The organism is Agrobacterium sp. GW821-FHT02D03 (assembly GCF_059421725.1).
In genome coordinates this window covers 1,190,344-1,215,225 of record NZ_JBWKVN010000002.1, presented here as the reverse complement: position 1 = coordinate 1,215,225, position 24,882 = coordinate 1,190,344, and the positions used below count along the sequence as shown (strand labels likewise).

Here is a 24,882-nt window from a genome sequence, read left to right as displayed (position 1 = left end):
AGATGTGATCAATCCATTTGACGCAACGCGCGGCGTGTGTAGTGTCCGGTCGCAGATAGACCCGAGGCTTATCTTTGTCCAATTCGCCACCAGCCACGATAGAAGATGTAGCCCGTATTGCGGAGGTATCGATTGCCACCGTATCGCGCGCCATCCACAACCCTGAAAAGGTTGCCAATTCTACCCGGTTGAAGGTCAATCAAGCCATTGCCGTCACAGGCTACACCACCAATGCGGTCGCGCGTAGCCTGAGACTCGGCCGTTCCAACATGATTCTCGTCGTGGCACCCGATATCGGCGACCCCAACTTTTCCAATATCCTCATTGGACTGGAGAATGAGGCGCGGGCGCACGGCTATGGCATATTGATCGGCCACACGCAGAACGATGCCCAACGCGGTCTGGAATATCTGAAATTCCTCAACGCCAACCAGACGGCCGGCCTTATTCTCTTTACCGGCATATTGCCCTTCGGCCATCAGGCCATGACGGCGCGCCTTCCGCCAAGCGTCGGCGTTTTCGAGCCGATCTTCAATGGCGGCATTCCCTATGTCGGCGTCAATGATACCGCCGGCGCTCGCAAAGTCGTGGATATGCTGATTGCCGAGGGCCATGAACACATCGCCTTCATTGGCGATTCCAGAGTCCGCCTTGCCTATATGCGAAGACGCGCAGGGTTCGACGAAGGGATGGACGCGGCTGGACTTCCCAAAAGTAGCCGCATGATCCTGGAAGGTGATGGGACACTGGAGAGCGGCAGGCTGGCGGTGGAGCAGCTTTTCATGCGCGACAGGTTGCCGACGGCCTTCATGTGCGTCAACGACCAGACAGCCATTGGCGTCATGATCGGCCTCTCAGCTCGCGGCTATGATGTGCCAGACGATTTTTCGGTCACCGGCTTTGACGATATTCCGCAAGCCGTCTTCATGTCGCCGCCGCTCACGACCATTCGCCAGCCCCGCAGCGCCATCGGCAAACATGCAATGGCGCTTCTGTTGCAGCTTCTCAACAATGAAGAGCCGACCCAACAGGAAGTGTTGCTGACACCCGACCTGGTGGTGAGAAACTCCGTCGCAGCACCTTCACGGCGCAGCCACAAGTCGCGCGACAAAAGCTAGACGCCGATCGACGGATTACGAAACGCCTTTAGTAAGTATCGCGGCGTGCGGCTTCTTCGGTCTGGGATTGCGCCCAGAGCTGCGCCTGGACCGCGTTCTGGAATTCCATGACCTCATGGCGCATGGCTGTGTCGTCGTAGCCGAGTTCCGTCAGATGCGCAGCAAGCGCGCGGCACTCATCCCGCCAAAACCGGTTGGCCTGATCCCCTTGGAGGGTCTCCAGCATGTCAACGCAACGCTGAATGTCGCGGACACGATTTTTGACGGGAAACGCAATTACTTCGGAACGCTTGGACACACGTACACCTGACAGCTTGAGAATCGGTTCCCAAGTTTTACGGGCTACATAGTTAACGAAGTCTGCAGAGGCGAAGCGGAACCGGTTATCGGCAACGGGACGTCACGGTTTGCTTAGGATTCTCGTGACGGGCGACCGCGCGAGGGTGCATTCTCTGATGCGAAAATATCCTTGTTGAGCAGATTTTTACCTTGAAACCTTACCTGAATTTCATGTTCAGCGGGGTATTTGAGCCTATTACTTGGTTGAAACGATGCCAATTTGCCCATATATTTTATGGAAAAAGAACCGATGAAAAATTGTATCCCGCAAACTGGGATAGCATCAGGCGAGGAGAGAGACATGTACGCGCCCCGCGTTTTCGTCAGCATGATCTGCGCCTTGCTGGTGTTCGCAGTGGCGACCTATTGGATCCATGGCTCGTTCTACACGACGTTGATACAGACGGCCATCTCGCTTGTCGTCATTCAGATCTGCTACTTCATCGGTGTCGTCTTCATGGTATCGCGCGAGAAGAAGCGCATGCGCAAGACACTGGAATTTCAAAAAGACCGACCTGCTTCAGCCGACCAGGCAGGCCCGGAACCCATCTCGGCCGTCAGTCGTCATCGCTCGACGCTGAAGGACATCTGACCGCGCTGACCTCCTGAAGCGCTTTGAATATATTTCGCAGGTGCGAAATAGCACTTCCCTCTCCTCATCCCTGACATGTTTTCTGTCCAGTAATCGTGTCGAATGCTGAAGAACGGGAGCGAAGTCATGGGCTCACAATCCATCTGCGTCATCATAGCGGCTAAAAACGCGTCATCGACGATCGCAGAGGCGATCCGATCAGCGCTGGCGGAGCCGGAAGTCTCGGAAGTCGTCGTCATCGATGATGCATCCACCGACGACACCTTCCAGGTTGCGAAGCAATGCGATGATGGAACGGGACGGCTGATCGTTGAGCGCTTCGATATCAATCGTGGCCCGTCCGCCGCACGCAATCATGCGATCGGCATTTCCTCTGCGCCGCTGATCAGCATTCTGGATGCTGACGATTTCTTTTTCCAAGGCCGCTTTGCTGCAATGGTTGCGGAGGACGACTGGGATCTGGTCGCAGACAATATTGCCTTCATTCAGCAAGGGTCACCTTCGGCCACCAATATCATTCCCCATCGCTTTGCTCCCCAGCATCACTTCCTGACGCTCACGGAATTCGTGACTGGAAATATTTCGACGAGAGGAATTGAGCGCGGTGAAACCGGCTTTCTGAAACCCGTCATCCGCCGATCGTTTCTCGACCAGCACCAGCTTCGCTATGACGAAGCTCTGCGGCTTGGTGAGGATTATGAACTCTACGTTCGGGCACTTGCCTCAGGCGCACGCTACAAGGTCATCCGCAATTGCGGTTACGGTGCCATCGTGCGCGGCAATTCCTTGAGCGGGCGACACAGCACGCAGGATCTGAGGCTGCTCTACGAGGCCGATCGCAACATCCTCGCCGACTACGCTCTCTCTGCTGAACAACAATCAGTACTGAAAGAGCATGAGCGGCACATTCGGGAGAAGTTTGAATTGCGGGATTTCCTCGACGCCAAATCACAGCGTGGCTTGGGTGGCGCCATGGTTCATGCATTGCGACGCCTTCCCGCCGTTCCTGCCATCACCAACGGGATTTGGCACGACAAGACAGCGCGCTTGCGCAAGAAGCCCACTCAGCCCGCCGATATCCGTTATCTCCTGAAAGGAACGCCGCTGTCTTCCTGAAGGAAAAAGCGGCGTGTTTCGTCTCAGAAGTAGTCCCGCTTGACCGTTTCCAGAACCGCCTGAAAGCGCTCCTTACGCTCTTCCAGCCGTCCGTCTGGGCTCAGTCTTGGTTCCGCACGGCTTGCCTGCCATAGCGCCAGAATCGACGGGGCGGCGAGGACCTGCTTTGCCAGTTTGCGCAGCGGGCGTTGGGTCTCGGCACGGACAAGCACATCGCCATCGTCATGTGGCGCTGCAGGTGTGTGTTCGACGATGACAGGCGGTGGCGGTGGCGGAAAGCTCATGCCCCAGAACTTCGAACCCTTCTTTGCAGCTTCTGCGCGTGTGGACACGGGAATGTAACGAGGCTCGTAGGCGACGCCGACGCTTCCTGCCCAGTCACTCCACTTGAAGCTGTTGATCGATTGCGAGGTGCTGACCGCCACCCAGGGAACCCGAAACGCATCGGCAAGGATCGCGCCATGCATGGATTCGGCCACGATCATTTCCGACTGGGCAATCTGCTTGATGACCGATTTCGCCTCTCCTCTCGGATCGAGATAGGTGAGACCAGCCGGTTCGCACACAGTGTCCCACATGCCGAACTCCGCCGATTCCCAATGGGGAACGAAGGTCTTCTTGTAGATCTTCTGCAGGTTCTGGAACTCCGGCATCTCCGTCACCATCACGGCGGGATCGACGATGCCCTTCTCGGACGGCAATCCAAGCTTGGCAGCGGTCATTTCACCACGCACGCAACGGATATCCCAAAGATCGGGGTTCGATGTATCGGGCACGGCCCCATAGCCATATCCGCTGCCGATCACCAGCTTGCGCTGGCCGGGAGGGAAGAGCACATCGTTGAGAACGGTGCCGACGCCGACGAGCAGAACATCCGGATGAACATCGCGAAGCCCCGGCAGCAGGAAATCCCAGAGCCAGAGATTGAGGTCGTCGCCGAAATTCCCGTGATGGGATTCCCAATGGTAAGGTTTCATGGATTTCTCCTGAGTGAAAAAAGGGCCTGAAAGAAAGCCGCGAAAGAGACGATCACTTCGAGCGGACGATCTTGCCGGCCCCAAGTTCGAAGGCTGCACGCAAGATCGCAGGATCACGCATCATCCACTTGAACAGAAGGCCAAGCTCCGGCGCCTTGCGACGCTTCAGCTTGCCGGCCTGGCTCCAGAGCGCCTGTCTGCGCGCCGTATTCTTGTAGGACGCGATGGAGGCCACATCGGCGGGACGTTTGGAGAAACGACTTTGCAAGGTGTCGAGCGCGACCCAGGTGTTGAACTGCTGGCGTAGAAATTCCGGCGAGGTGTTGTCGATGCTGTGGAAGATGTTCACGCCCATGCCGCGTGCCGCACCGGCATCGTCACATAGAAGGGTGCGCCTGGATGCAAGAATGCAGTCGCAGAAGAAGAGCACGTCCTCTGCAGCCAGCCGAAGGGCGGGATCGAAACGGATCTTTTCGAAGAGCGGCCTGCCGATGACCATGCAGGAAAGATGCAGGAAGCTCCAGTTGCGCAGCATGACGCTGGCGAGATCCAGCAGCTCGATGACACGCGGTGATTCGCTCAGACGGGCTGCGCCCTCGTTCTTTTCGAGCTCCGACATGGCGAAGTGATAATAGAACTCATCGCTTGCCTGCATGGACGCCCAGTAGCATTCGCCTTCGAACCGATCGAGGCTGAGCTCTGCATTTTTCAGGTGCTCCGGCGTCCAGATATCGTCCGAATCAAGAAAGGCCACATAGCGCGTTTCGGCGGGCACATGATCGAGCCCGGTATTGCGCGCACCACCTGGACCGGCATTCGCCTGCTTGACCACCTTGATGCGGTTTTTCTGCTCTTCAGTCAGCTCCGCCAGTTCATTTTCAATGGGATACGGCGATTCGTCGTCGACAATGACGAGATCGAAATCCTGGCATGCTTGAGAAAAAACCGATGCAAGCGCTCGACCGAGTATGCCATGCTTCTTCTGGTAGTATGGAATAACGACTGTAAATTTCGCCATTGTTTCGCCCCTTGTTTCATCAAGAAGTGTCGGGCCCGCCGTAGACTTACGGCCCCGATGAGTGGCAACCCTCCCGCCGGCTCCACGATTTTTGCCGGCCTCCAGACACAGGATGGACCCATGCCTCCAGCCCCAAGCGTCAAAACCATCACGGCCAATGTCGGCTGGAGCGTGCTCTCAAAGACAGGCACATTCGGGCTTAAATTTGTCACAGTCCCGATTCTTGCACGTTTGCTGACACCGGAAGAATTCGGCGTTGTCGCTGTCGGGCTCACTGTCGTGCAGTTTTTGACGATGATTGCAGGCGCTGGTCTGACCTCCGCTCTGATTGTGGAAAAGGAAGAGGATATGGATACGATCCATACCGTCTTCTGGGCCAATCTGGCAATTTCCTGCACCATGGCAGCCATCCTCTACTTCGGCGCAGAGTTCTTCGGTGGCCTCTTAGGTGCCGTGGAAAGCGCCTATCTGCTGCGCATCATGGCCTTTCTCATTCCGCTGCAACTGGCAGGCGATGTTGCCTATTCGCTTCTGGCGCGGCGGATGAATTTCAGCAAGGACGCCATCTGGAGCATGACGTCGGAAAGTGCTGCGGCCATCCTCGCCGTCGTGCTGGCCTTCGCCGGCTTCGGCGTTTGGGCTCTGATCATCCAGCTTTTCGCCGCAGCCCTCATCCGGCTTGTCGGGCTTTATGCCGTATCGCGCTATACGCCGCGCCTCGTCATGAAGCCGAAGCGGTTGATCCCGTTGCTCGGCTTCAGCTCCGGCCTGATGGGCTCGGAAATCGCCAACTTCGTCACCTTTCAATCGCCGATGGTGATCATCGCCCGCTATCTCGGTCTTGCCGATGCTGGCGCCTATTCCGCCTCAAACCGTTTTGCCAGCATTCCCAACCAGGTCGTGCTCTCTGCCGTTATGGGCGTTCTTTTCCCGGCCTTCAGCCGCATGATGGACGACCGCCAGCGGCGGCGCGAAGCGCTGATGTTCAGCACACAGGTCTTGACCGTCATCCTGGCACCGATGATGTTCGGCCTTTGGGCCGTTGCAGAACCGGCAATGCTGGTGATCTTCGGACAGAACTGGGCCTATGCTTGGCCTGTGCTCGGCCTTCTTGCTCTGTCGAAAGCCATCCTCACCCCATGCAGCACTTTCATCCCCTATCTGAAGGGTGCCGGCTACGGGCGCGTGCTATTCTGGTCCGCCACGATACGCGCCGTCGTAACCACCGCTGCGGTCTGGGTTGCCGCGGTTTATGGCTCGCTCATAGACGCGATGATCTGGCTCTGCATCGTCAATGCGGCAACGCTGATTGCCTATTCCTGGGCCGTGTTCAAGGCGAGCGAAACCCCCTTCTTTTCGGGCCTCTATGTCAGCAGCCGGCCGATGATCTCGGCTTTCGTCATGGCTCTTGCGGTCCGCTACATTCTGCAATGGACGGGCGACGCGCTGCCGCACGCATACATGCAGGTGCTCGTCGGCGCTGTCGCTGGCGGTGTGATCTACGGCGTCCTGATCCTGCTGACCGAACGCGCATTGCTGCAAAAAATCATCGGTCTTGTGAGATCGCGCAAAGACCAAGGCACCCCTGCCCCGATCACGAGCTGACGGGGGCGGCACGGGCTGTCGAAGCGATTCTGCCCCCACCGCCGTGAGAAAATACGGCGAACTCGCGAGTTTATTTTGCAATGCAGCATTACGGCTCTCTTCTTCTCAGCCTCAGGACACACTCATGACGGCGGCACGATAAGAAAAATAAGTGAAATAAAATCATACACTTAATGAAAATAATTTGTTTTAGTAAAGTAGCATCCAGACATTTACCCCTCATATCTTGCGGCGCGATTTTCCCGCGCTGCCACATTTTGCCCTTAAGTGAAAACCAGACTTTTGCGCACGGGCTTCAAGTTCGCTCTGTGTGAAACGCGGTGAGGGGAGACACCGCCCAACTAGGGTAACTGATGTGACTGTTGATCAGAACCTATCTTCCCGTATCAATTTGATGCGCATAATTTTAATATCCGGCATCGTGTTCGTTCACGTGCCGCACGATCCGGAAACAAGTCCTTTTCTGGGTCTTTACGGATTTTTCGACTGGGTCCGGGTGTTTCTTGGTGATGCCCTGTTCCGCATCGGTGTGCCGTGCCTGAGCGCGATCTCGGGCTATCTGCTGTTCCGACGCGGCTGGAATGCCTTCAGCTACCCGGCAACGATCAAGTCCAAGACCAAGACCGTGCTTCTGCCATTTCTGCTGTGGAATGGCGGGCTTTTCATTGCGGTCATGCTGCTCCAGCGTGCAGGTATTGGCGTTGGCTATTTTCCTGACCTGTGGAACGCCAGCCCGCGCGAAATGCTGAGCCATGGCGTTGCGGTGGAAGAGCTTCCCGTCAATGTGCCGCTCTACTTCCTGCGCGATCTTTTCGTCTGCATTCTGCTGTCGCCGCTTTTAGCGCTGCTGGTTCGTCGCTTTGCGCTACCGACGCTTGCCATTCTCTTGCTCCTGACGGCGATCCCGGATCTCGGTCTGCTGATCGTACAGAAGAAATCCATTCTCTTCAGCTTCACGCTCGGCATTGCGCTCGCACTCCACAAGATCGACCTGAAGATGCTCGATCCCTATGCCAAACCGCTGACGGTGGTCACGCTGATCGTCGCCGCCGCGCTTGCCACCGCCTTGTACTGGACCGGGCCGGAATTTACCTTCGGCCTCAATCTCATGCGCAACTTGCTGGCGGTCTTCGGCGTGCTGGGCTTCTGGGTCGCCTCGTCCCTGCTCGTGCAGAACCGTCTTGGCCAGCGTCTATCGCAAACCGGCAGCCTGAGCTTCTGGATTTTCTGCGCCCATTATCCCCTGCTCGTCATCCTATGGATGGTGTGGAACAAGGGGGATCTCGATTTCTATCCCGCCTTCTATATCGGCGCGGTGGCTTTGACCTTCGTGCTGCTGATCATCAGCAACGCGCAGGTCCGCGCCCGGCTGCCCTCGCTCTATGCAGTCCTGACCGGCAGCCGTAGCGGCAAGCCGAAGCCCCTTGCCTATAACGACGCGGCGGAAGCTGCCGCCGCTCCCCAATCTTCTGCCAATCCCGCCTATACGCAACGACGGAGGTAACACATGACCTACCCCGCCCTATCTCAGCCGCGCATCGTGGCTGCCGCACTGATCGCCATCACGTTCGGCGCATCTCCCGCCTTTTCCCAGGAAGAGAACGGCAAGTCCTTCATCGAGAACTTCGACAGCATGGACCGCTCTTTCTGGTACGTTTCCGATGGCTGGAACAACGGCCCGCACCAGAACTGCACGTGGTCCAAGAAGCTGGTCGCCTTCGAAAGCGGCCATCTGGAACTCGGCTTCAGCGATGAAAAGGCCGGAGACCGCAACTATTCCTGCGGAGAAATCCAGACCAAGGGCCGCTATCGCTACGGCACCTATGAAGCGCGCATCAAGACCGCGCCGGGCTCCGGCCTGAATTCGGCTTTCTTCACCTATATCGGGCCAACCGATAAGAAGCCGCATGACGAGATCGACATGGAGATCCTGGGCAAGAACAGCAATCAGGTCCAGCTGAACCAGTATATCTCGGCAAAGGGCGGCAACGAAAAGCTGGTGGATGTGCCGGGTGGTGCCGACAAGGGCTTTAATGATTACGCCTTCGTCTGGGAGCCGCAGCGACTGCGCTACTACGTGAACGGAAAGATGGTTCACGAGGTCACAGACCCATCGAAGATTCCGCAAAACGCCCAGAAAATCTTCTTCAGCCTGTGGGGTACCGATACGCTGAAAAGCTGGATGGGCAAGTTCGACTATTCGGGTCCTGTGACCATGCAGGTCGACCGCTTCGCCTTCACCGCGCTCGGCGACAAGTGCCAGTTTTCGGAATCCGTCGCCTGCCAGACCAACTGATGCAGACGCCCAAAGTCAGACGAAGATGAACGGATCGGACATGACCCACATTCTCTATTTTGCGCATGATCTGGCAGACCCTGCCATCCGTCGTCGCGTCATGACGCTGCGGGCCGGTGGCGCGACCGTCAGCCTCGCGGGTTTCAAGCGCGCGGACAACGGGCTGGCCGACGTCGATGGCGTCGCCCCGATCGATCTCGGACAAACGGCCGATGGCCGCTTCGCCCAGCGGATCGCCTGCGTGGCAAAAGCAAGCCTCACGCTTGCGAGCAAACTATCGCCCGTGAAGAAACCCGACGTCATCATCGCCCGCAATCTGGAAATGCTGGCGCTTGCCCGGCGCGCCGTGAGCCATTTCGGTGCGGACGTTCCGGTCGTCTACGAGTGTCTCGACATCCACAGGCTTCTTTTGAACGACGGGCTGCCTGGCAAACTGCTGAACGCTGTTCAGCGTGCGCTTGGCCGGAACGTCAAACTCCTCATCACCAGTTCACCGGCATTCGTGGAGAATTATTTCAAGCCGCGTTCCGGTCTGAACCTTCCCGTGCTTTTGCAGGAAAACAAGGTTCTGGCGCTGGATGGCGACGACATGACAGCCCCCTCCCCGCGCCTGCCGCAAGCGGGAGAACCTTGGAAGATAGGCTGGTTCGGGGCGTTGCGCTGCCGCAAATCACTCCAAATCCTCGCCGACTTCGCCGCAAAGATGGACGGCAAGGTCGAAGTGGTCTTGCGCGGCCGCCCGGCCTATTCCGAATTCGATGACTTCGACGGCTTCGTTGAGCGCGCGCCTCATCTTTCTTTCCATGGCGCCTATAGAAATCCGGAGGATCTGGCGTCGATCTACAACGATGTCCAGTTCACCTGGGCCATCGACTTTTTCGAAGAAGGACAGAACTCAAGCTGGCTCTTGCCGAACAGACTCTATGAAGGTTGCCTCCATGGTGCCCTGCCGATTGCGGTCGCCGGCACCGAAACCGCGCGCTTTTTGCAGCAGCGAAAGATCGGGCATGTTCTCGAGACGGCCGACGTCGCGTCGCTTGAAACGCTGTTCTCCGAATTGAGCGATGCCTCCTATCTCCAAAGCTTCCAAACGCTGGCAGCAATCGACCGGCAGCAATGGATCACGGATCGAAACGACTGCCGCGAGCTTGTCCGCGTGCTTCAATCCTTGACCATGCGAACCGATGGTCGGCCGGTCGATGCAGTTCCTTCGATGGCTTTGAGCGGGAGGACATCATGAAATCAGTCTCTGTTCCCGGCGTGAAGACTTTGATCGTCATTCCCTGCCTCAATGAGGCACGAACGATCGACGATCTGCTGTTGAAATTTTCCAGCACGTTGAACCATCCGGACGATCGCATCATCGTTGCAGACGGCGGCAGCACGGATGGAACGCGTGACATCGTTGCCGATTTTTCCCGGCAGGATCAGCGCGTCATTCTGCTTGCCAACCCAAAGCGCATCCAGAGCGCGGGCATCAACCTCGCGGTCGAAGTCTTTGGAGAGGGCTACGACTATATGATCCGTATCGATGCGCATGGCGACTATCCTGACGATTATTGCCATAGACTGCTGGAAGATGCCGTCGCGACGGGTGCGGATTCCGTGGTTGTCGCCATGGATACGGTCGGCCATGGCACGTTCCAGAAGGCCACGGCGGTTGCGCAGAATTCCAAGCTCGGCAATGGCGGTTCGAAGCATCGCGAAGGCGCCAAGGGTCGCTGGATCGATCACGGCCACCATGCCCTGATGCGGATTGAGGCGTTCAAGGCCGTCGGCGGCTATGATGAAAGCTTCAGTCACAATGAAGACGCCGAGCTGGACCACCGCTTGCGCAAGGCTGGCTTTCGCATCTGGATGACTGACAAAACACGAATGACCTACTATCCGCGTGCCAGCATCGGTCCGCTGTTCCGCCAATATATGGCCTATGGCCGAGGCCGGGCGAAGAACCTCTTGAAGCACCGCACCATTCCAAAAATCCGCCAGATGATCCCGCTTGCGGTGCTGCCCTGTGCTGCGCTTGCGCTCTTCGGCTTCGTCCACTGGATCGCCCTTGTCCCGCTTTGCCTCTGGATTGCCGCATGTCTAGCTTATGGGGTGTGGATGGCAATTGCAGAGAAGAACCCCTACGGGCCGCTTGCGGCCGTCTCGGCTATGACCATGCATCTGGCCTGGTCGACAGGTTTCTGGCGTGAGCTTCTGGGCTCCATCACCACGCCCCAGCCACTGGCAGGGAAGGCTGTCTCGTGACGTATGATCCCGCAACTCCTGTGAAAGTCGATATTGGCATCTGCACCTATCGCCGCCCGATGGTGGTAGATACGCTGCTCTCGCTGTTTCGGCTTGACGTTCCGCAGCGCGTGTCGGTGCGCCTGATCGTGGCTGACAATGACGCCGAACCCTCGGCGCGCGCGTTGATCGACGCGTTGCGCGAGCGTTCACCCTTCCCGATCCATTACGTCCATTGCCCGAAGTCCAACATCTCCATTGCCCGCAATGCCTGCCTCTCCGAATGCGAAGCCGATTTTCTGGCCTTCATCGACGACGATGAAACGGCGCCGGCAAACTGGCTGACCGAGCTTTTGAAGACGGCGCATGAGACGCAAGCCGATGCCGTGCTCGGTCCTGTGACAGCGCTCTATGCCGATGATGCGCCGGGCTGGATGAAGAAGGGCGACTTCCACTCCACCCGGCCTGTCTGGGTGAGTGGGGAGATCATCACCGGCTACACATGCAACACACTGCTGCGCATGGCGTCTCCTGCGGTGAACGGTCGGCGCTTCGCCCTGTCGCTCGGGCAGAGCGGCGGGGAAGACACGCATTTTTTCACGAATATGCATCTGGACGGTGGACGTATCGCCTGCTCGGAAAACGCCTTGCTGACAGAACCCGTGCCCCAGAGCCGTGCCAGCTTCATGTGGCTTGCGAAGCGGCGTTTTCGCTCGGGCCAGACGCATGGACGGTTGCAAGCGGAGCAGAAGACAGGGCTCCGGCGCTTGCCGCTGATCGTCTCGACGGCGGCAAAGATCACCTATTGCGCCGCAGCCACGCTAGTCACCGCTTTCGATCCCGTCCGTCGCAGCCGTTCGGCTCTGCGCACAGCACTTCATGCCGGATCGCTAAGCGGCATTTTTGGCGTTCGTGAAATCCGCCAATACGGCGCTGTGGAGGCTGCATGAGCGCATTGCCAACCGAAACGGATGTGACCTTCGTCATCGCCGCCTACAACGCCGCCGACACGATTGTCGCTGCCATCGACAGCGCTCTGGCGCAGGACAATGTCTCGCTCGAGATCGTGGTGGTCGATGACTGCTCGCCGGACGATACGCGCGCTGTCGTACAGGCGGTTGCCGAGTGCGATCCCCGTGTCAAGCTGATTGCCCTCGACAACAATCTTGGCCCCGGCGGCGCGCGCAATGCCGGGATCGATGCCGCGCAGGGGCGTTGGATTGCGGTGCTCGATTCCGACGACGTGGTCTATCCGGATCGCATGGCGCAGATGATCATGCGCGCCGAGAAAGCCAATGCGGATATCGCCGTCGATAACCTGGATGTCGTTTACAGCGACGGACGCCCGCGCGAGACGATGTTCGAACCTGCCTTTCTTGAAGCGAAAGGTGTCCTCACACTTGAAGACTTCATCCGCTCCAACATCCTCTTCAAGTCCACTTTCAATTTTGGCTACATAAAGCCGATTTTCCGTCGTGATTTCCTCAACGACCACGGCCTTCGCTTCCGCCATGACCTGCGCATCGGCGAGGATTACCTTCTTCTGGCGTCAGCGCTCGCGTCCGGTGCCTCCTGTGTCATCGAGCCGATGCCGGGATATGTTTACAATATCCGGCAGGGCTCCATTTCGCGCGTGCTCGAACTCCATCATGTCGATGCGATGATCGCCGCAGACAAGGAATTCCTGCGCCAGTACACGCTTCTGCCGGCGGCGATGGACGCGCAGGTCGAGCGCACCAAAAGCCTTATCCAGGCGAGGCACTTCCTGATGCTGGTCGACAGCATCAAACGGCGCTCCGTCTCAGACACGATCAGGATCGCGCTTCGCGACCCTTCCGCCCTCAAACATCTCCGCATGCCGATTTCCGTCAGACTGCAAAAGCTCAAGAAAACGCTTCTTCCTTCAGCCTTATCTTCGGCAACGCCGGCCAGAAACTGAACGCTGCGGTGACCAAGCGAGGCAATCAACTGCCGCGCGTCCCGCGCCCATAAAAATGACAAGGTAGGTCCATGAACCAGAAAACCTTTAGATCGAACGGCCATTTTCCGGACCCTGCAAAGGATTCCGACACCTTTATCGACCTCGACCGCCTATGGGCTGCTGTGGTGCGCCGGGCCAATATTATTGGCGCTTGCGTCGTTGCAAGCATGGTTCTGGCTGGACTTTATCTCGTTCTGGCAACCCCTGTGTATACCGCGATGACCCAGGTGCTTCTCGACGAAAGCCTGTCTCGCTATGCCGAGGAAGAAAGCCCCGTCCCTGCGGCCCAGGTCATCGACAACCGGATTGCCAGTGCCGTCGAAATCCTAAAGTCGAAAGAGATGGCTCTGACGGTGGTGGACAAGGCGAGGCTTGACGAGAACGACACCATCGTCAATCCGCCGACCGGCCCGGTCGATCTCGTCAAATCCTCCGTCAAGGCCGTGGTCGATCTCGTGACACCGAGCGACACCCCCGCGTCGGAAGAGGCGATCCGCAACGGCAAACGGGAAAAGGCGGCTGCCGTGATCCAGCAGGCTTTGACGGTGGAACGCGTTGGCCGAAGCTCGGTCATCGCAATCTCGATCCGCTCCACAGACCGCCAGCTTGCCGCCAACATCGCCAAGACCTATGCGAACTCCTATCTAACCGAGCAATTGAACGCCAATTTCGATGCGTCGGAACGCGCTTCGGTCTGGCTGCAGGAACGTCTGACGGATCTCAACCAGCGCGCCCAGGCCGCTTCTCTGGCCGTCGAGAAATACAAAGCAGACAACAACATTGTATCCTCACGCGGAGAGTTGATGTCGGAAGGTCAGCTTGCCGATCTGAACGGGCAACTGATTGCGGCCCAGGCCGACGCGGCGACGGCACAGGCCCGCTACTCTCAGTACAAGTCGATCATCGACCAGGGGCCGGACAACGCGGTCAACAACGCTGTGGTCTCGGCACGTGATACGGACAATACGGTCATCCAGGATCTGCGCAAACGCTACATCGGCATTTCGGATCGAGAGCGCGGCGTGATCCAGCAGTTTGGCAAGGATCACCCGCAGGCCATCGCCCTCGAAGCCGAGAAAAAGGATTTGGCGGGCCAGATCTACCAAGAGCTTCAGCAGTTGACTGGTAGCTTCAAGAATGAATTCGATGTCACCCAGTCACGTGTACAGTCGCTGCGCGATAACATCGACCGCGTTGCCGGCCGCAACTCCCAGACCAATATGACGATGGTCAAACTTCGGGAGCTTGAGCAGCAGGCAACCGCGCTGAAGACCCTTTACGAGTCCTATCTCGGTCGCTTCGAGGAGGCTTCGCAGAAACAATCCTTCCCGATTGCCAAGGCACGCGTCATTTCAGAAGCCGGCCTGCCGACATCGCCCTCCAGCCCGAAGAAGACCATGACGATGGCGCTTTCGATCGTGCTGGGCCTGATGCTGGGTGGCGGTCTGGCCGCCGTGCTGGAATTCCGCGATCGCTATTTCCACACCGGCGCCGACGTGCGTGACAATCTGCGGATGCGCTTCCTGGGCTACCTGCCGTTCATTGGTGAGAAGGGGGTCGAGACCGGAAAGTCGGAAACTGGCGCGGCCACGCCGGATGTGCCTGATACCAATATCGAAGATAACGGGCAGGTCTCTTTCCAAAAGATGCTGCGGCTTGCGGTCGACAGCCCGCGCTCCAGCTTCACCGAGACGCTGCGCAACGTGAAACTGACGGCTGATGTTGTGATCCAGGAGCGTCAGTGCCGTGTAATTGGCGTGATCTCCTGCCTGCCGAATGAAGGCAAGTCGGTCGTCGCACTCAATCTCGCCGGGCTCATCGCCACCACGGGCAAGCGCACGCTGGTGGTGGATGCCGATATTCGCAATCCTGGTCTCAGCCGTATGCTGACCACGCGCCAGTCGGCCGGTCTTGTCGAAGTGGTTCTCGATGACGTTCCCTGGACCAAGGCCGTCAAGGTCGATAGCCGAACCAAGATGGGCATTCTGCCAGTCTCCGTCAGCAACCAGTTCGCCCATTCGAGCGAGCTGCTGGCATCCGCGGGCATGCGCAAGTTCATGGAGTCTGCCCGTGAAGCCTGCGATTACATCATCGTCGACCTGGCGCCTGTCGTGCCGGTGATCGATGCCAAGGCCTTCGCCTCGCAGGTGGATGGCTTCGTCTTCGTCACCGAATGGGGCAAGACGCCAATCCAGATGGTTCAGAACCTGATGAACCACGAACCGGAAATCGCCAGCAAGACGCTCGGCATCGTTCTCAACAAGACGGATATGACAGAGCTTCAGCGCTATGCAGACCCGGGCGGCTCTGAACACTACCACGAGCAGTTCGGCGCCTATTATGGCGACGCCAAAAAGCCAGTGCCGGAAACGGTCTGATCAAGCAACAAGATGCCCGCCCCTCAAGCGGGCATTTTCTTGTTCCCAAGCGCTGTCGCGGGGTGGATTTCATATTCCTTTTCAGACTTTATGTCGGCTCAGCCGATCTTTTGCAGGATGATGACCATGACCTCCCCAATCGCTTATGTTTCTCGCGCAGCCGACGACGAGGAGGCGACTTGGATCGACGCGCTGTCGAAGGCAATGCCGAACGAAAAGATCGTCTCCATTCGACAGATGACGGACGCCGAACGTCAAGCCGCCGAGGTCGCCATCGTCGCCAATCCTGATCCAGCCGATATCGCGAAGCTCCCCGGATTGACATGGATCCACAGCCTGTGGGCGGGCGTGGAGCGGATTGTTTCGGAACTCGGACCGACAGCGCCGCCCATTGTGCGTCTGACCGATCCGGAACTGGCGCGCGTTATGGGAGAGGCTGTGCTCGCCTGGACCTATTACCTGCATCGCGACATGCCCGCCTACCGACAGCAGCAGGAAAAGAAGGTCTGGAAAGATCTCGAATACCGCCATCCGAAAGACGTGGCGGTTGGCCTTATCGGGCTAGGCCTGCTTGGCACCGAATCTGCAAAACGCCTGCGAGGCGCCGGCTTCAATGTCATGGGCTGGAGCCGCTCGCTCAAAGACCTGAAAGGCGTGACAACACTGTCTGGTGAAGATGGGCTAAACGAGCTTCTCGAAAAAAGCGATATCGTCGTCTGCCTCGTTCCGTTGACCTCCGAGACCCGCGGCCTCATCAATGCCGACCGTTTGAAGCGTATGAAGGCAGGCGCATCGATCGTCAATTTCGCCAGGGGCGCTGTTATCGTGGCCGATGATCTCTTGGCATCGCTCGAGAGTGGTCATCTCGCTCATGCCGTGCTCGATGTCTTCGAGAAAGAACCGCTAGACGAAGGTTCACCGTTCTGGAGCCATCCGAGCGTTACGGTCCTCCCCCACATCTCGGCACCGACCGATCGCAGTTCCTCTGCCGCAATCGTCGCGCAGAATATTCGCAACTGGCGGAGGACGGGAGAATTGCCGACGACGGTCGATATGCAAAAAGGCTACTGACGCAGGCAAGGCATCGGCTTGAAGCGTATCGCGATCTGAAAGACCGCGACACGCGCTCGTGACGGATCAGGAGTTGCTCATCGCCTGACCGATGGCATAGCGCACATCGTTTTCGTTGTAAGGCTTGCAAAGAAGGACCGCACCAGCCGGTGCATTCTTCGGCAGGAAATTGTCACCCGTGGCGAAGACCACGGCGATGTCCGGCTTGCGCTGCTTCACCAGCACGGCAAGCTCCGCACCGCCCATATCCGGCAGCCCGAGATCGGTAACCAGGATGTCGATCTCCTCCCGATCCAGCAGGTCGAGCGCCTGCGTTGCATTCGCGGCTTCCACCACCGCATGGCCGACTTCGGTCAGAATGTCCGTGGTGTTCATGCGGATCAGGTCGTCATCCTCGACCAGCAGGACACGCAACGCGTCCTTGGGCTCTACCTTGGCAGTCGGCTCGCTCGGCACCGCCTGATCAGGAGCGCGGTCACGGGTGGATTCGGCTCTCTGCTTCTGGTTGGCAATCACGTGGCGCAGTCGGCGTGCCAGTGCTTCGCGCGTATAGGGCTTTGAGAGGAGCTCGACGCCAGGATCCAGTTTGCCGCCATGGACAATGGAGTTTTCCGTGTAACCGGAGGTAAAGAGGATGGCGAGATGTGGCATGCGCTCCTTGACGCGGCGCGCCATCTCGCTGCTCTTCAACGGCCCAGGCATGACGACATCGGTAAAGATGACGTCGATCGGCACGCCGCTTTCGGCAACCGTCAGGCCAGCCTGTGCGTCGCGCGCCGTCAGAACCCGGTAGCCAAGATCGGTCAGCATCTCGACCACAGTGCCGCGGACTTCGTCATCGTCCTCCACGACGAGCACCGTTTCCGAGCCGCCGACGACAGGCCCGTTGTGAACGACAATCTCTCTGTCTTCATCCGCCATGGAGCGCGGCAGATAGATGCGTACCGTCGTGCCTTGCCCCAGTTCCGAGTAGATTTTCACATGGCCGCCCGACTGCTTGACGAACCCATAGACCATCGAGAGGCCAAGGCCCGTGCCCTTGCCTTCCGGCTTGGTGGAGAAGAAGGGTTCGAAGACGCGGTCGAGGATTTCCGGTTTCATGCCGGAGCCGGTATCGGTCACCGCGAGCATGACATACTGGCCGGGCTCCACCTCCGCATGATTGCGCGCATAGTCCATATCAAGCGAGGCATTGCCAACTTCGATCGTCAGCTTGCCTGTTCCTTCCATGGCGTCGCGCGCGTTGATCGCAAGGTTGAGAAGTGCATTTTCGACCTGGGTCGGATCGGCATAGGTATTCCACAGGCCACCAGCGGTGATGACCTCAACCTCGACGGCCTCGCCGAGCGAGCGTCTCAAAAGATCGTCCATGCCGGCGACAAAGCGACCGACATTGATGACGCGCGGCTCAAGTGCCTGACGGCGACCGAAGGCCAGAAGCTGACTTGCAAGCTTTGCACCGCGGCTGACGCCAGCAAGCGCATTGCCGACACGGCGTTCGGCTCTTTCATTACCGGCCACATCCTTGGCAAGAAGCTGGAGATTTCCGGCAATGACCTGGAGCAGGTTGTTGAAATCATGCGCCACGCCGCCGGTAAGTTGGCCGATCGCTTCCATCTTCTGCGCCTGCTGCAACGCAAGCTCAGTCTGACGGCGTTCGGCAATTTCCTTCTCGACCCGTGCTTCAAGCCCTTCGTTCAGCTGACGAAGCTGATCTTCGGCGCGAATACGGTGACGGATTTCGCGCTCGAGACTGGCGGCATGCTCCTTCAGCGCCACCTCGGCGCTGCGCTGCTCGGTAATATCGGTATGAACGCCGACCCACTCGGTGATCTCGCCTTGCGCATCGATGATCGGCACGCCGCGAATGGCAAAGGTGCGATAGACGCCATCACGCCGGCGGACGCGATGCTCCCAGACATACGTTGCCTTGGCTGCGACGGCGCGGTTCCAGCTGTCGATCGATCCTTCACGATCTCCAGGATGAACCGCTTCTGCCCAACCGAAGCCTTGATATTCGTCGTAGCTTTGACCGGTCAGTTGGGACCAGGCAGGCTGTTCGCCGCTCATCCGGCCTTCTCGGCTGTTCGTCCATAGAACACCGTGGACGGCTTCAACAGCAGCTTTGAACCGGCTGTTGCTAAGAAGGATTTCGCGCTCGGCCTGCTTCCTCGTCTCGATATCGATGATGAGGATGTAACAGCCGTCCACCTCGCCCCTGTGGTCGCGTCTCGGCACGTATCGGATTTCAGCCGCATGCCGCTTGCCATCAGGACGCTGTATGCTGGTGTCGGAGACGATATGCTCGCCAGCCATGGCGCGCTGAATGAATGGCTTGCGCTCGTTGAAGAATGCCTCGCCCACGACGTCCACGACGCGCTTGCCAAGCACGTCTTCCGGTGCCCAGCCGAACCATTCGAGATAGCCCTGATTGGCAAAGCGATAGGTGTAGTTGAGGTCGATAAAACCGACGAGGATCGGCAAGGCAGAGGTAAGACGACTGAGCTCTTCGCGACTAGCAGCCAGTGCCTGGACGGTCTTCACCTTCTCGGTGTTTTCAAGAACAGTGCACAGGACGCCTTCGACGATGCCTACGTCGTTGTAGATCGGCGTGTAGAACAGATCGAAGACGACCTCCTCCGGCGTGCCGTTGCGGTTAAGGACCATTTTCTGATCGCGAAAGGACTGCACCTCTCCGCGAAAACCTGCCTCAAGGATTTTTTCGTTCCAGTCCCAGATCTCCGGCCAGATGCCAGGAACCGTGCCGCCGAGCGCGTGCGGATGATAGTTTCCGGCGATTTCGATGTAGCCGTCATTATAGATCATCACATGATCCGGCCCCCACATCAAAACCTGCGGGATGGGTGAATTGACCACCGAGTTCACCTTCAGGCGAAGGATCTGCGGCCATTCGGCAATCGGCCCGAGCGACGTCTTCGACCAGTCAAAAGCGCGTACCAAGGCACCCGCCTCTCCGCCGCCGACAGGCCAACTCGCAAACGCACCCATATCAGTCATGCAAATTCACCAACAAGAACTTCGACTTGCCACGCCAAGTCTTGAATACAGGAAATGGAAGCAGGCTTTCGCTTATCCATTTGAATGGACTTATCAAGCTCTTTTTCATGTGTGATGCAAGAGGTATGACGATCATGTGACTAACAGATGTTTGTCAACCGGTTCAGAAGACCTCTAGCCGCCGCTTTTCCTGTAGCAAAACAGGCTGTTAGGAGGTATCCACCGGTGGTTGCCTCCCAGTCCAGCATCTCGCCTGCGACGAAGAATCCCGGCAAGGATTTCAGCATATAGTTCTGATCGATACTTTCCCAGCGAATCCCACCAGCACTGGATATCGCCTCGGCAATTGGACGAGGTGCGGAAACAACAACCGAAACCGCCTTGATCAACCGAGCAAGCTCGCTGGCGGACATCTCCTGTGGTGATGCGCATTCGCGCAACAGCGCGACCTTGACGGGAGACAGCCCGACGCTTTTACGAAGCCTGTTCGAGAAACTGTCCTTGCTGGATGCCCGCGCCAGATCCCGCGCGAGGCGCTCTTCCGAGCGACCGGGGGCCAGATCGATCGTGAGGACAGTCCGACGGCCTTCGCGAAGACTGTCTCGCAAAGCGGCCGCGTGCGCATAGATCAGGGCACCCTCGACCCCGTGCCGGGTGATGACGAACTCTCCTTCGAAGCGACCCGCATCGGACGTGGTGACGACGGATTTGAGCGGCTCGCCAGAAAAGCGCTCGCGAAAATGCTCGCTCCAGGCGACATCGAAGCCGCAATTGGCCGGCTGGAAATCCGCAATGTCCACGCCTGCTTCCCGCAAACCCTGCACCCACTCACCCGTCGAGCCAAGCCTCGGCCAGCTTGCGCCACCGAGCGCAAGCAAAACAGCATCCGGCTTGATTTCGATTTGCCCATCCGGCGTATCGAAGAGAAGCGCGCCGTTCCGCAGCCCAACCCAGCGATGGCGCACCTTGATCGCAACACCCCGTTCCGCGAGGCGGCTGAGCCACGCCCGCAACAAAGGCGAGCCTTTCATCGCCTTCGGAAAGACACGGCCAGAGGTTCCGACGAAAGTCTCCTGTCCCAGCCCCTCCGCCCAGTCGCGCAGCACCTGCGGTGTAAACCCGTCCAGCGCGCTTTTAAGGCGGGCTTCTGAAGCGCCGAAGCGCGTGGTGAAGCGGGCGTAATCCTCGCCATGGGTGATGTTGAGGCCGGACTTTCCGGCCATCAGAAATTTACGCGCGACGGTCGGCATCGATTCGTAAACAGTCACGTCCACGTCCGACGTGGATAGTTCTTCGGCAGCCATCAGACCTGCCGGGCCTCCACCGATGATCGCAATCTGTTTTCTTTGCATTGCCAACTAATATCCTTCGCCCGTTCGGCCCTCTTAAAGCATGTCGCGCAAAACTGTGCAGCGGTTTTGCGAGAACGACATGCGACAAGATAAAGAACGAAGGCGGAAGGGGCGAATCTCAAAGATCGCCACGTGCTTTCGAGCGTTTGCCGCAACGCGTATATGCGCTATTGAGGCGTCATGTTCACGCTTATCCGGACGGAAACTTTCGAACAGGACATCAAGAAGAGCCGCTTTATCGCGACGGCAGGTCCTGTTGCCAATGAGGAAGCCGCAAGACGCTTTATCGCCGACCATTCGGACCCGGCGGCCAACCACAATTGCTGGGCATGGCGCATCGGCCAAAGTTATCGCTTCAACGATGATGGCGAACCGTCAGGAACAGCGGGCAAGCCAATCCTCCAGGCGATCGACGGGGATGAACTCGACAGCATCGCTGTCGTCGTTACACGCTGGTTCGGCGGAATTCTGTTGGGCAGTGGCGGCCTTGTGCGCGCCTATGGCGGAACGGCGGCGTCCTGTCTGAGGGATGCGGAGAAGACCGCCATCATTCCTGCCTATCAACTGACTTTGACCTGCGGCTTCTCCGACCTCGCGCTGGTCAAGTCCCGCCTTCTATCCGTTGAGCATCTGGTCATCGAGGCCGAGACATTCACGGGCTCGGGGGCAGACCTCAGCGTCAGTGTGCCTTCAAGCGAGGCGCAACGCGTTGCGCGAATGATCCAGGACATCACCAGTGGGCGTGTCCTTCTGCCGCTGCCTGAATAGACCATCCCGTGCTGCGCTGGCGTGAGGCACAAATCATGCTATGAGGCTTCGCATGTCTGGCCAATTGCACAACCCGATCTATAATCCACCGCTGGAGCCCTATATCTCGATCCTTCACCGGGATGAGAGCCTGCTGGTGCTGGACAAGCCAAGCGGGCTGCTGTCGGTACCAGGGCGAGATCCCGCACTTGCTGACAGCCTCGCGACTCGCGTTCAAAAACAGTTTCCCTCTGCCTTGATGATCAACCGGCTCGACAAGGATACTTCCGGCATCGTCTTGATGTCGTTGAACAAAAAGGCCCATGCTGCCATCGCGAGCCAGTTCGAAAGCCGGACGACGAAAAAAATCTACCAGGCAATCGTCTGGGGCGAGGTGACGGGCGAAAGTGGCGACATCGATCTCCCGCTGGCGATCGACCCGGATAACAAGCCGCGGCACCGGGTGGACCAGGATAATGGACGTCCGTCACAGACACAGTGGCGTGTTCTGGAGCGGCTGCCGCTGCCCGCGACGCGTCTCGAACTGCGTCCTCTGACCGGTCGCACGCATCAGCTACGAGTGCATCTGAAAGCGCTCGGTCATCCTATTCTTGGCGATGAATTCTACGCCAGCGGCGAGGCCCTTGCCGTATCGGAGCGACTTCTCCTGCACGCCGAAGAACTGAGCTTCCAGCATCCTGACGGTCACGATGTGACCTTTCGCATCCCCGCGCCCTTCTGAGACGAGCCATGGCAAGGAAAGATGAAAGTCAAGAATTTGTCGTTGATTTCGTCGGCGGAGCAGTCGGTCACCGATTGCGCTCAGGTGAAGGGCGGGGACAGGCTTTGCCGAAGGCCGCCGGTTTCACCAAAGGCCGCACGCCCACAATTGTCGACGCGACGGCGGGTCTCGGCCGCGATGCGTTTCTGCTTGCCTCGCTTGGCGCACATGTCACGCTGATCGAGCGGTCGCCGGAGATGCATGCCCATCTGCAAAATGGAATTGCCAGAGCGCTCGCCGCAGGCGGCATTTATCAAGAGATCGCCTCCAGAATGACGCTTCTTCACGGGGACTCCCGGGAGTTGCTGAGGACCTTGTCGCCCGACGTGGTGGTGGTCGATCCGATGCACCCGCCCCGCCACAACAGCGCGCTGGTCAAAAAAGAAATGCGGGTGCTGCGCGATGTGGTGGGTTCAGACCCGGACCAGCTGGAACTGATGGAAGCGGCTTTGCAGTCCGCAAACAAAAGAGTGGTCTTGAAGTGGCCGCTTCGGGCGGCGCCTATGGAGGGGCTTCAAAAGCCCTCCCATCAGATTTGCGGAAAGAACACGCGCTATGACGTGTTCATGGTGTTCAAAGCTGAGGTTTCCGACGATTAACGGAACACAGGCTTGCGCTGCGCGTTCATCAAAAGCTCATGACGCGAGGCAAAATCACCGAAGAGTTTGCGAAGACGCTTCTCTTCGGTCTCATCCAGTCGATAGCGACGGCAAAACTCCATCACGCTCAAAATTGGCTTGACCTCGGTAGTGTCAAGCTCGTCCTTGTCCAATCTTTGCATAATGCCCTCCTAACCGACGCAGCTAAACGCCGCTCGCAGAAGAACGTTCCAGGGTAAATCGTGTGGACGAGAAATTACATAGGACTGTACACGCGCCGATCAAGTTTTCTTGACGGACGTTGATGCAACTTAAAAAGCACCGAAATGTTCCCGGTCGGCTCAATTAAACCGGAAGGGAGTTCCATGCCGCGCGTTCGAAACCTGCTGACCACCACACTTCTGTCTGTCATTCTTGCCGTTCCCGGCTACGCCTTGGCGCAATCTGCGAGCCCTGTAGAAACGAACCCACCGCATGGGACGAACCAGAAGCCCGCTTTTGAAGGACAGACACGCGCACCACAGCCCGACAAAATGCCGTCGCTGCAAAAGACCGTTGTTGCCGAAGATCTTCCACATCTCTGGTCGATGGCCCTCTTGCCAGATGGCCGCATGCTGGTCCTGGCGAAGGAAGGTGCGATGCACATCGTGAAGGATGGCAAGGCCGGACCCGTGATCGAGGGCGTGCCCGAAGTAGCCTCTGACGGCCAGGGTGGCCTTCTCGACATTGCGTTGGCGCCAGATTTCGAAACGTCCGGAATGATCTACTTCTCCTTCTCCGAACCGCGCGATGGCGGCAACGGCACGTCGGTGGCTTCGGCAAAGCTGGTGGAGAAGGATGGCACGGCAGCGCTTGAGAACACCACAGTCATCTTCCGTCAAACGCCCACCTACGACGGAGACAAGCACTTCGGCTCTCGTCTCGTCTTCGGCAATAATGGCGAGCTTTATGTCACCGTTGGCGAGCGTTCCGACAAGGAGCCCCGCGTCCAGGCCCAGGATCTCTCCAGCGGACTGGGCAAGGTGTTCCGCATTGACACCAGCGGCAAGGCACTCCAGGATAATCCCTTCGTCGGCCGCGAAAACGCCCTGCCCGAAATCTGGAGCTATGGCCACCGCAACATTCAGTCTGCAGCCCTCGACGGCGAAGGACGTCTTTGGACCGTCGAACACGGTCCGAAGGGCGGTGATGAGTTGAACCTTCCAAAGGCCGGACTGAACTATGGCTGGCCGGTCATCACCTACGGCATCGAATATAGCGGCGACAAGGTCGGCGAAGGCGCGACCGCCAAGGAGGGCATGGAGCAGCCCACCTACTACTGGGATCCGGTCGTCGGCCCCTCCGGCATGGTCTACTATAATGGCGATGCCATTCCGGAATGGAAGGGCTCGTTCCTGATCGGCGGGTTGGTCACCCAGGGTCTCGTGGTGCTGAAGATGGATGGCGACAAGGTGGTTTCGGAAGGCCGTCTGCCGCTGGAAGCCCGCATCCGCGATGTCGAACTCGGCAAGGACGGCGCAATCTACGCCGTGACCGAAGAGCGCGGCGGCGGCAAGTCACAGATCATCCGTCTGGCGCCGGACGCCTGATCCTCCGGAGTCTGATCAAATTCACAGGAGCGGGCATGTCCCGCTCCTTTTTCTGGAACGGACACCTGTTCAG

At 58.3% G+C, this 24,882-nt stretch carries 22 protein-coding genes; 16 read left to right on the top strand and 6 right to left on the bottom strand.

Annotated elements, in window-relative coordinates:
• The first annotated feature begins 74 nt into the window (after positions 1-74).
• A complete protein-coding gene (locus AC07U5_RS18930; protein WP_062445031.1) occupies positions 75-1,118 on the top strand; it encodes a LacI family DNA-binding transcriptional regulator in 1,044 nt (347 codons plus the stop codon).
• Positions 1,119-1,146: 28 nt separating this feature from the next.
• Here AC07U5_RS18930 and AC07U5_RS18925 read toward each other — a convergent pair whose 3' ends face one another.
• Positions 1,147-1,416: a DUF6074 family protein gene (locus AC07U5_RS18925; protein WP_062424043.1), complete on the bottom strand. Its 270-nt coding sequence runs from the start codon at positions 1,414-1,416 to the stop codon at positions 1,147-1,149.
• A gap of 342 nt (positions 1,417-1,758) precedes the next feature.
• Between AC07U5_RS18925 and AC07U5_RS18920 the strand changes: the two genes are divergently transcribed.
• Together AC07U5_RS18920 and AC07U5_RS18915 are read left to right on the top strand one after the other, a co-directional pair.
• Positions 1,759-2,049, top strand: a complete 291-nt coding sequence (locus AC07U5_RS18920; RefSeq protein ID WP_494723931.1) for an exopolysaccharide production repressor protein — start codon at positions 1,759-1,761, stop codon at positions 2,047-2,049.
• A gap of 126 nt (positions 2,050-2,175) precedes the next feature.
• Positions 2,176-3,165 (top strand): glycosyltransferase family 2 protein, encoded by a 990-nt coding sequence (locus tag AC07U5_RS18915; protein ID WP_494723930.1) that lies wholly within the window; start codon positions 2,176-2,178, stop codon positions 3,163-3,165.
• Between the two features lie 23 nt (positions 3,166-3,188).
• Here AC07U5_RS18915 and AC07U5_RS18910 read toward each other — a convergent pair whose 3' ends face one another.
• The gene (locus AC07U5_RS18910) at positions 3,189-4,142 is read right to left on the bottom strand and encodes a polysaccharide pyruvyl transferase family protein (protein ID WP_494723929.1); all 954 of its coding nucleotides are present in this window, start codon (positions 4,140-4,142) and stop codon (positions 3,189-3,191) included.
• Positions 4,143-4,194: 52 nt separating this feature from the next.
• Positions 4,195-5,160, bottom strand: a complete 966-nt coding sequence (locus AC07U5_RS18905) for a glycosyltransferase family 2 protein (RefSeq protein ID WP_494723928.1) — start codon at positions 5,158-5,160, stop codon at positions 4,195-4,197.
• Between the two features lie 120 nt (positions 5,161-5,280).
• On the opposite strand from AC07U5_RS18905, the gene AC07U5_RS18900 reads away from it, so the two are divergent.
• From AC07U5_RS18900 to AC07U5_RS18860, 9 genes are all read left to right on the top strand, one after another.
• Complete coding sequence (locus AC07U5_RS18900) at positions 5,281-6,765, top strand: lipopolysaccharide biosynthesis protein (RefSeq protein WP_494723927.1); 1,485 nt, start codon at positions 5,281-5,283, stop codon at positions 6,763-6,765.
• Positions 6,766-7,159: 394 nt separating this feature from the next.
• Positions 7,160-8,269 (top strand): acyltransferase family protein, encoded by a 1,110-nt coding sequence (locus AC07U5_RS18895; protein ID WP_082479297.1) that lies wholly within the window; start codon positions 7,160-7,162, stop codon positions 8,267-8,269.
• Positions 8,270-8,272: 3 nt separating this feature from the next.
• Positions 8,273-9,061 carry an endo-1,3-1,4-beta-glycanase ExoK gene (gene exoK / locus AC07U5_RS18890; protein WP_494723926.1) on the top strand — a complete coding sequence of 263 codons (789 nt, stop codon included), beginning with the start codon at positions 8,273-8,275 and terminating at the stop codon, positions 9,059-9,061.
• A gap of 40 nt (positions 9,062-9,101) precedes the next feature.
• Positions 9,102-10,301, top strand: coding sequence for a glycosyltransferase family protein (locus AC07U5_RS18885; RefSeq protein ID WP_494723925.1), 1,200 nt, complete (start codon positions 9,102-9,104; stop codon positions 10,299-10,301).
• Positions 10,298-11,314: a glycosyltransferase family 2 protein gene (locus AC07U5_RS18880; RefSeq protein WP_113272443.1), complete on the top strand. Its 1,017-nt coding sequence runs from the start codon at positions 10,298-10,300 to the stop codon at positions 11,312-11,314. The genes AC07U5_RS18885 and AC07U5_RS18880 overlap by 4 nt, the downstream gene beginning before the upstream one ends.
• A gap of 59 nt (positions 11,315-11,373) precedes the next feature.
• Positions 11,374-12,243, top strand: coding sequence for a glycosyltransferase family 2 protein (locus AC07U5_RS18875; protein ID WP_494724278.1), 870 nt, complete (start codon positions 11,374-11,376; stop codon positions 12,241-12,243).
• Entirely contained in the window at positions 12,240-13,232 is a 993-nt protein-coding gene (locus AC07U5_RS18870; RefSeq protein ID WP_494723924.1) for a glycosyltransferase family 2 protein, read from the top strand. The genes AC07U5_RS18875 and AC07U5_RS18870 overlap by 4 nt, the downstream gene beginning before the upstream one ends.
• Before the next feature lie 71 nt (positions 13,233-13,303).
• Positions 13,304-15,652: a Wzz/FepE/Etk N-terminal domain-containing protein gene (locus tag AC07U5_RS18865; protein WP_111847489.1), complete on the top strand. Its 2,349-nt coding sequence runs from the start codon at positions 13,304-13,306 to the stop codon at positions 15,650-15,652.
• A gap of 126 nt (positions 15,653-15,778) precedes the next feature.
• On the top strand, positions 15,779-16,723 hold the full coding sequence (locus AC07U5_RS18860) for a 2-hydroxyacid dehydrogenase (protein WP_494723923.1): 945 nt from the start codon (positions 15,779-15,781) through the stop codon (positions 16,721-16,723).
• A 66-nt stretch (positions 16,724-16,789) separates the two neighbouring features.
• Here AC07U5_RS18860 and AC07U5_RS18855 read toward each other — a convergent pair whose 3' ends face one another.
• Positions 16,790-19,741, bottom strand: a complete 2,952-nt coding sequence (locus AC07U5_RS18855; protein ID WP_494723922.1) for a hybrid sensor histidine kinase/response regulator — start codon at positions 19,739-19,741, stop codon at positions 16,790-16,792.
• 140 nt (positions 19,742-19,881) lie between these two features.
• Positions 19,882-21,093 carry a TIGR03862 family flavoprotein gene (locus AC07U5_RS18850; RefSeq protein WP_494723921.1) on the bottom strand — a complete coding sequence of 404 codons (1,212 nt, stop codon included), beginning with the start codon at positions 21,091-21,093 and terminating at the stop codon, positions 19,882-19,884.
• 180 nt (positions 21,094-21,273) lie between these two features.
• Here AC07U5_RS18850 and AC07U5_RS18845 point away from each other — a divergent pair, with 180 nt between their 5' ends.
• Genes AC07U5_RS18845 through AC07U5_RS18835 form a run of 3 tightly spaced genes read left to right on the top strand, consistent with a single transcriptional unit; the run spans position 21,274 to position 23,220 of the window.
• Complete coding sequence (locus tag AC07U5_RS18845; RefSeq protein ID WP_113272437.1) at positions 21,274-21,861, top strand: IMPACT family protein; 588 nt, start codon at positions 21,274-21,276, stop codon at positions 21,859-21,861.
• A 52-nt stretch (positions 21,862-21,913) separates the two neighbouring features.
• Positions 21,914-22,582, top strand: coding sequence for a pseudouridine synthase (locus AC07U5_RS18840; protein ID WP_113272436.1), 669 nt, complete (start codon positions 21,914-21,916; stop codon positions 22,580-22,582).
• 8 nt (positions 22,583-22,590) lie between these two features.
• Positions 22,591-23,220: a class I SAM-dependent methyltransferase gene (locus AC07U5_RS18835; RefSeq protein ID WP_494723920.1), complete on the top strand. Its 630-nt coding sequence runs from the start codon at positions 22,591-22,593 to the stop codon at positions 23,218-23,220.
• Here the strand turns inward: AC07U5_RS18835 and AC07U5_RS18830 are convergent.
• Complete coding sequence (locus AC07U5_RS18830; protein ID WP_062424028.1) at positions 23,217-23,402, bottom strand: hypothetical protein; 186 nt, start codon at positions 23,400-23,402, stop codon at positions 23,217-23,219. The two genes, AC07U5_RS18835 and AC07U5_RS18830, sit on opposite strands and share 4 nt — an antisense overlap.
• A gap of 183 nt (positions 23,403-23,585) precedes the next feature.
• Between AC07U5_RS18830 and AC07U5_RS18825 the strand changes: the two genes are divergently transcribed.
• Positions 23,586-24,809 carry a PQQ-dependent sugar dehydrogenase gene (locus AC07U5_RS18825; RefSeq protein ID WP_494723919.1) on the top strand — a complete coding sequence of 408 codons (1,224 nt, stop codon included), beginning with the start codon at positions 23,586-23,588 and terminating at the stop codon, positions 24,807-24,809.
• Positions 24,810-24,882: the final 73 nt, after the last annotated feature.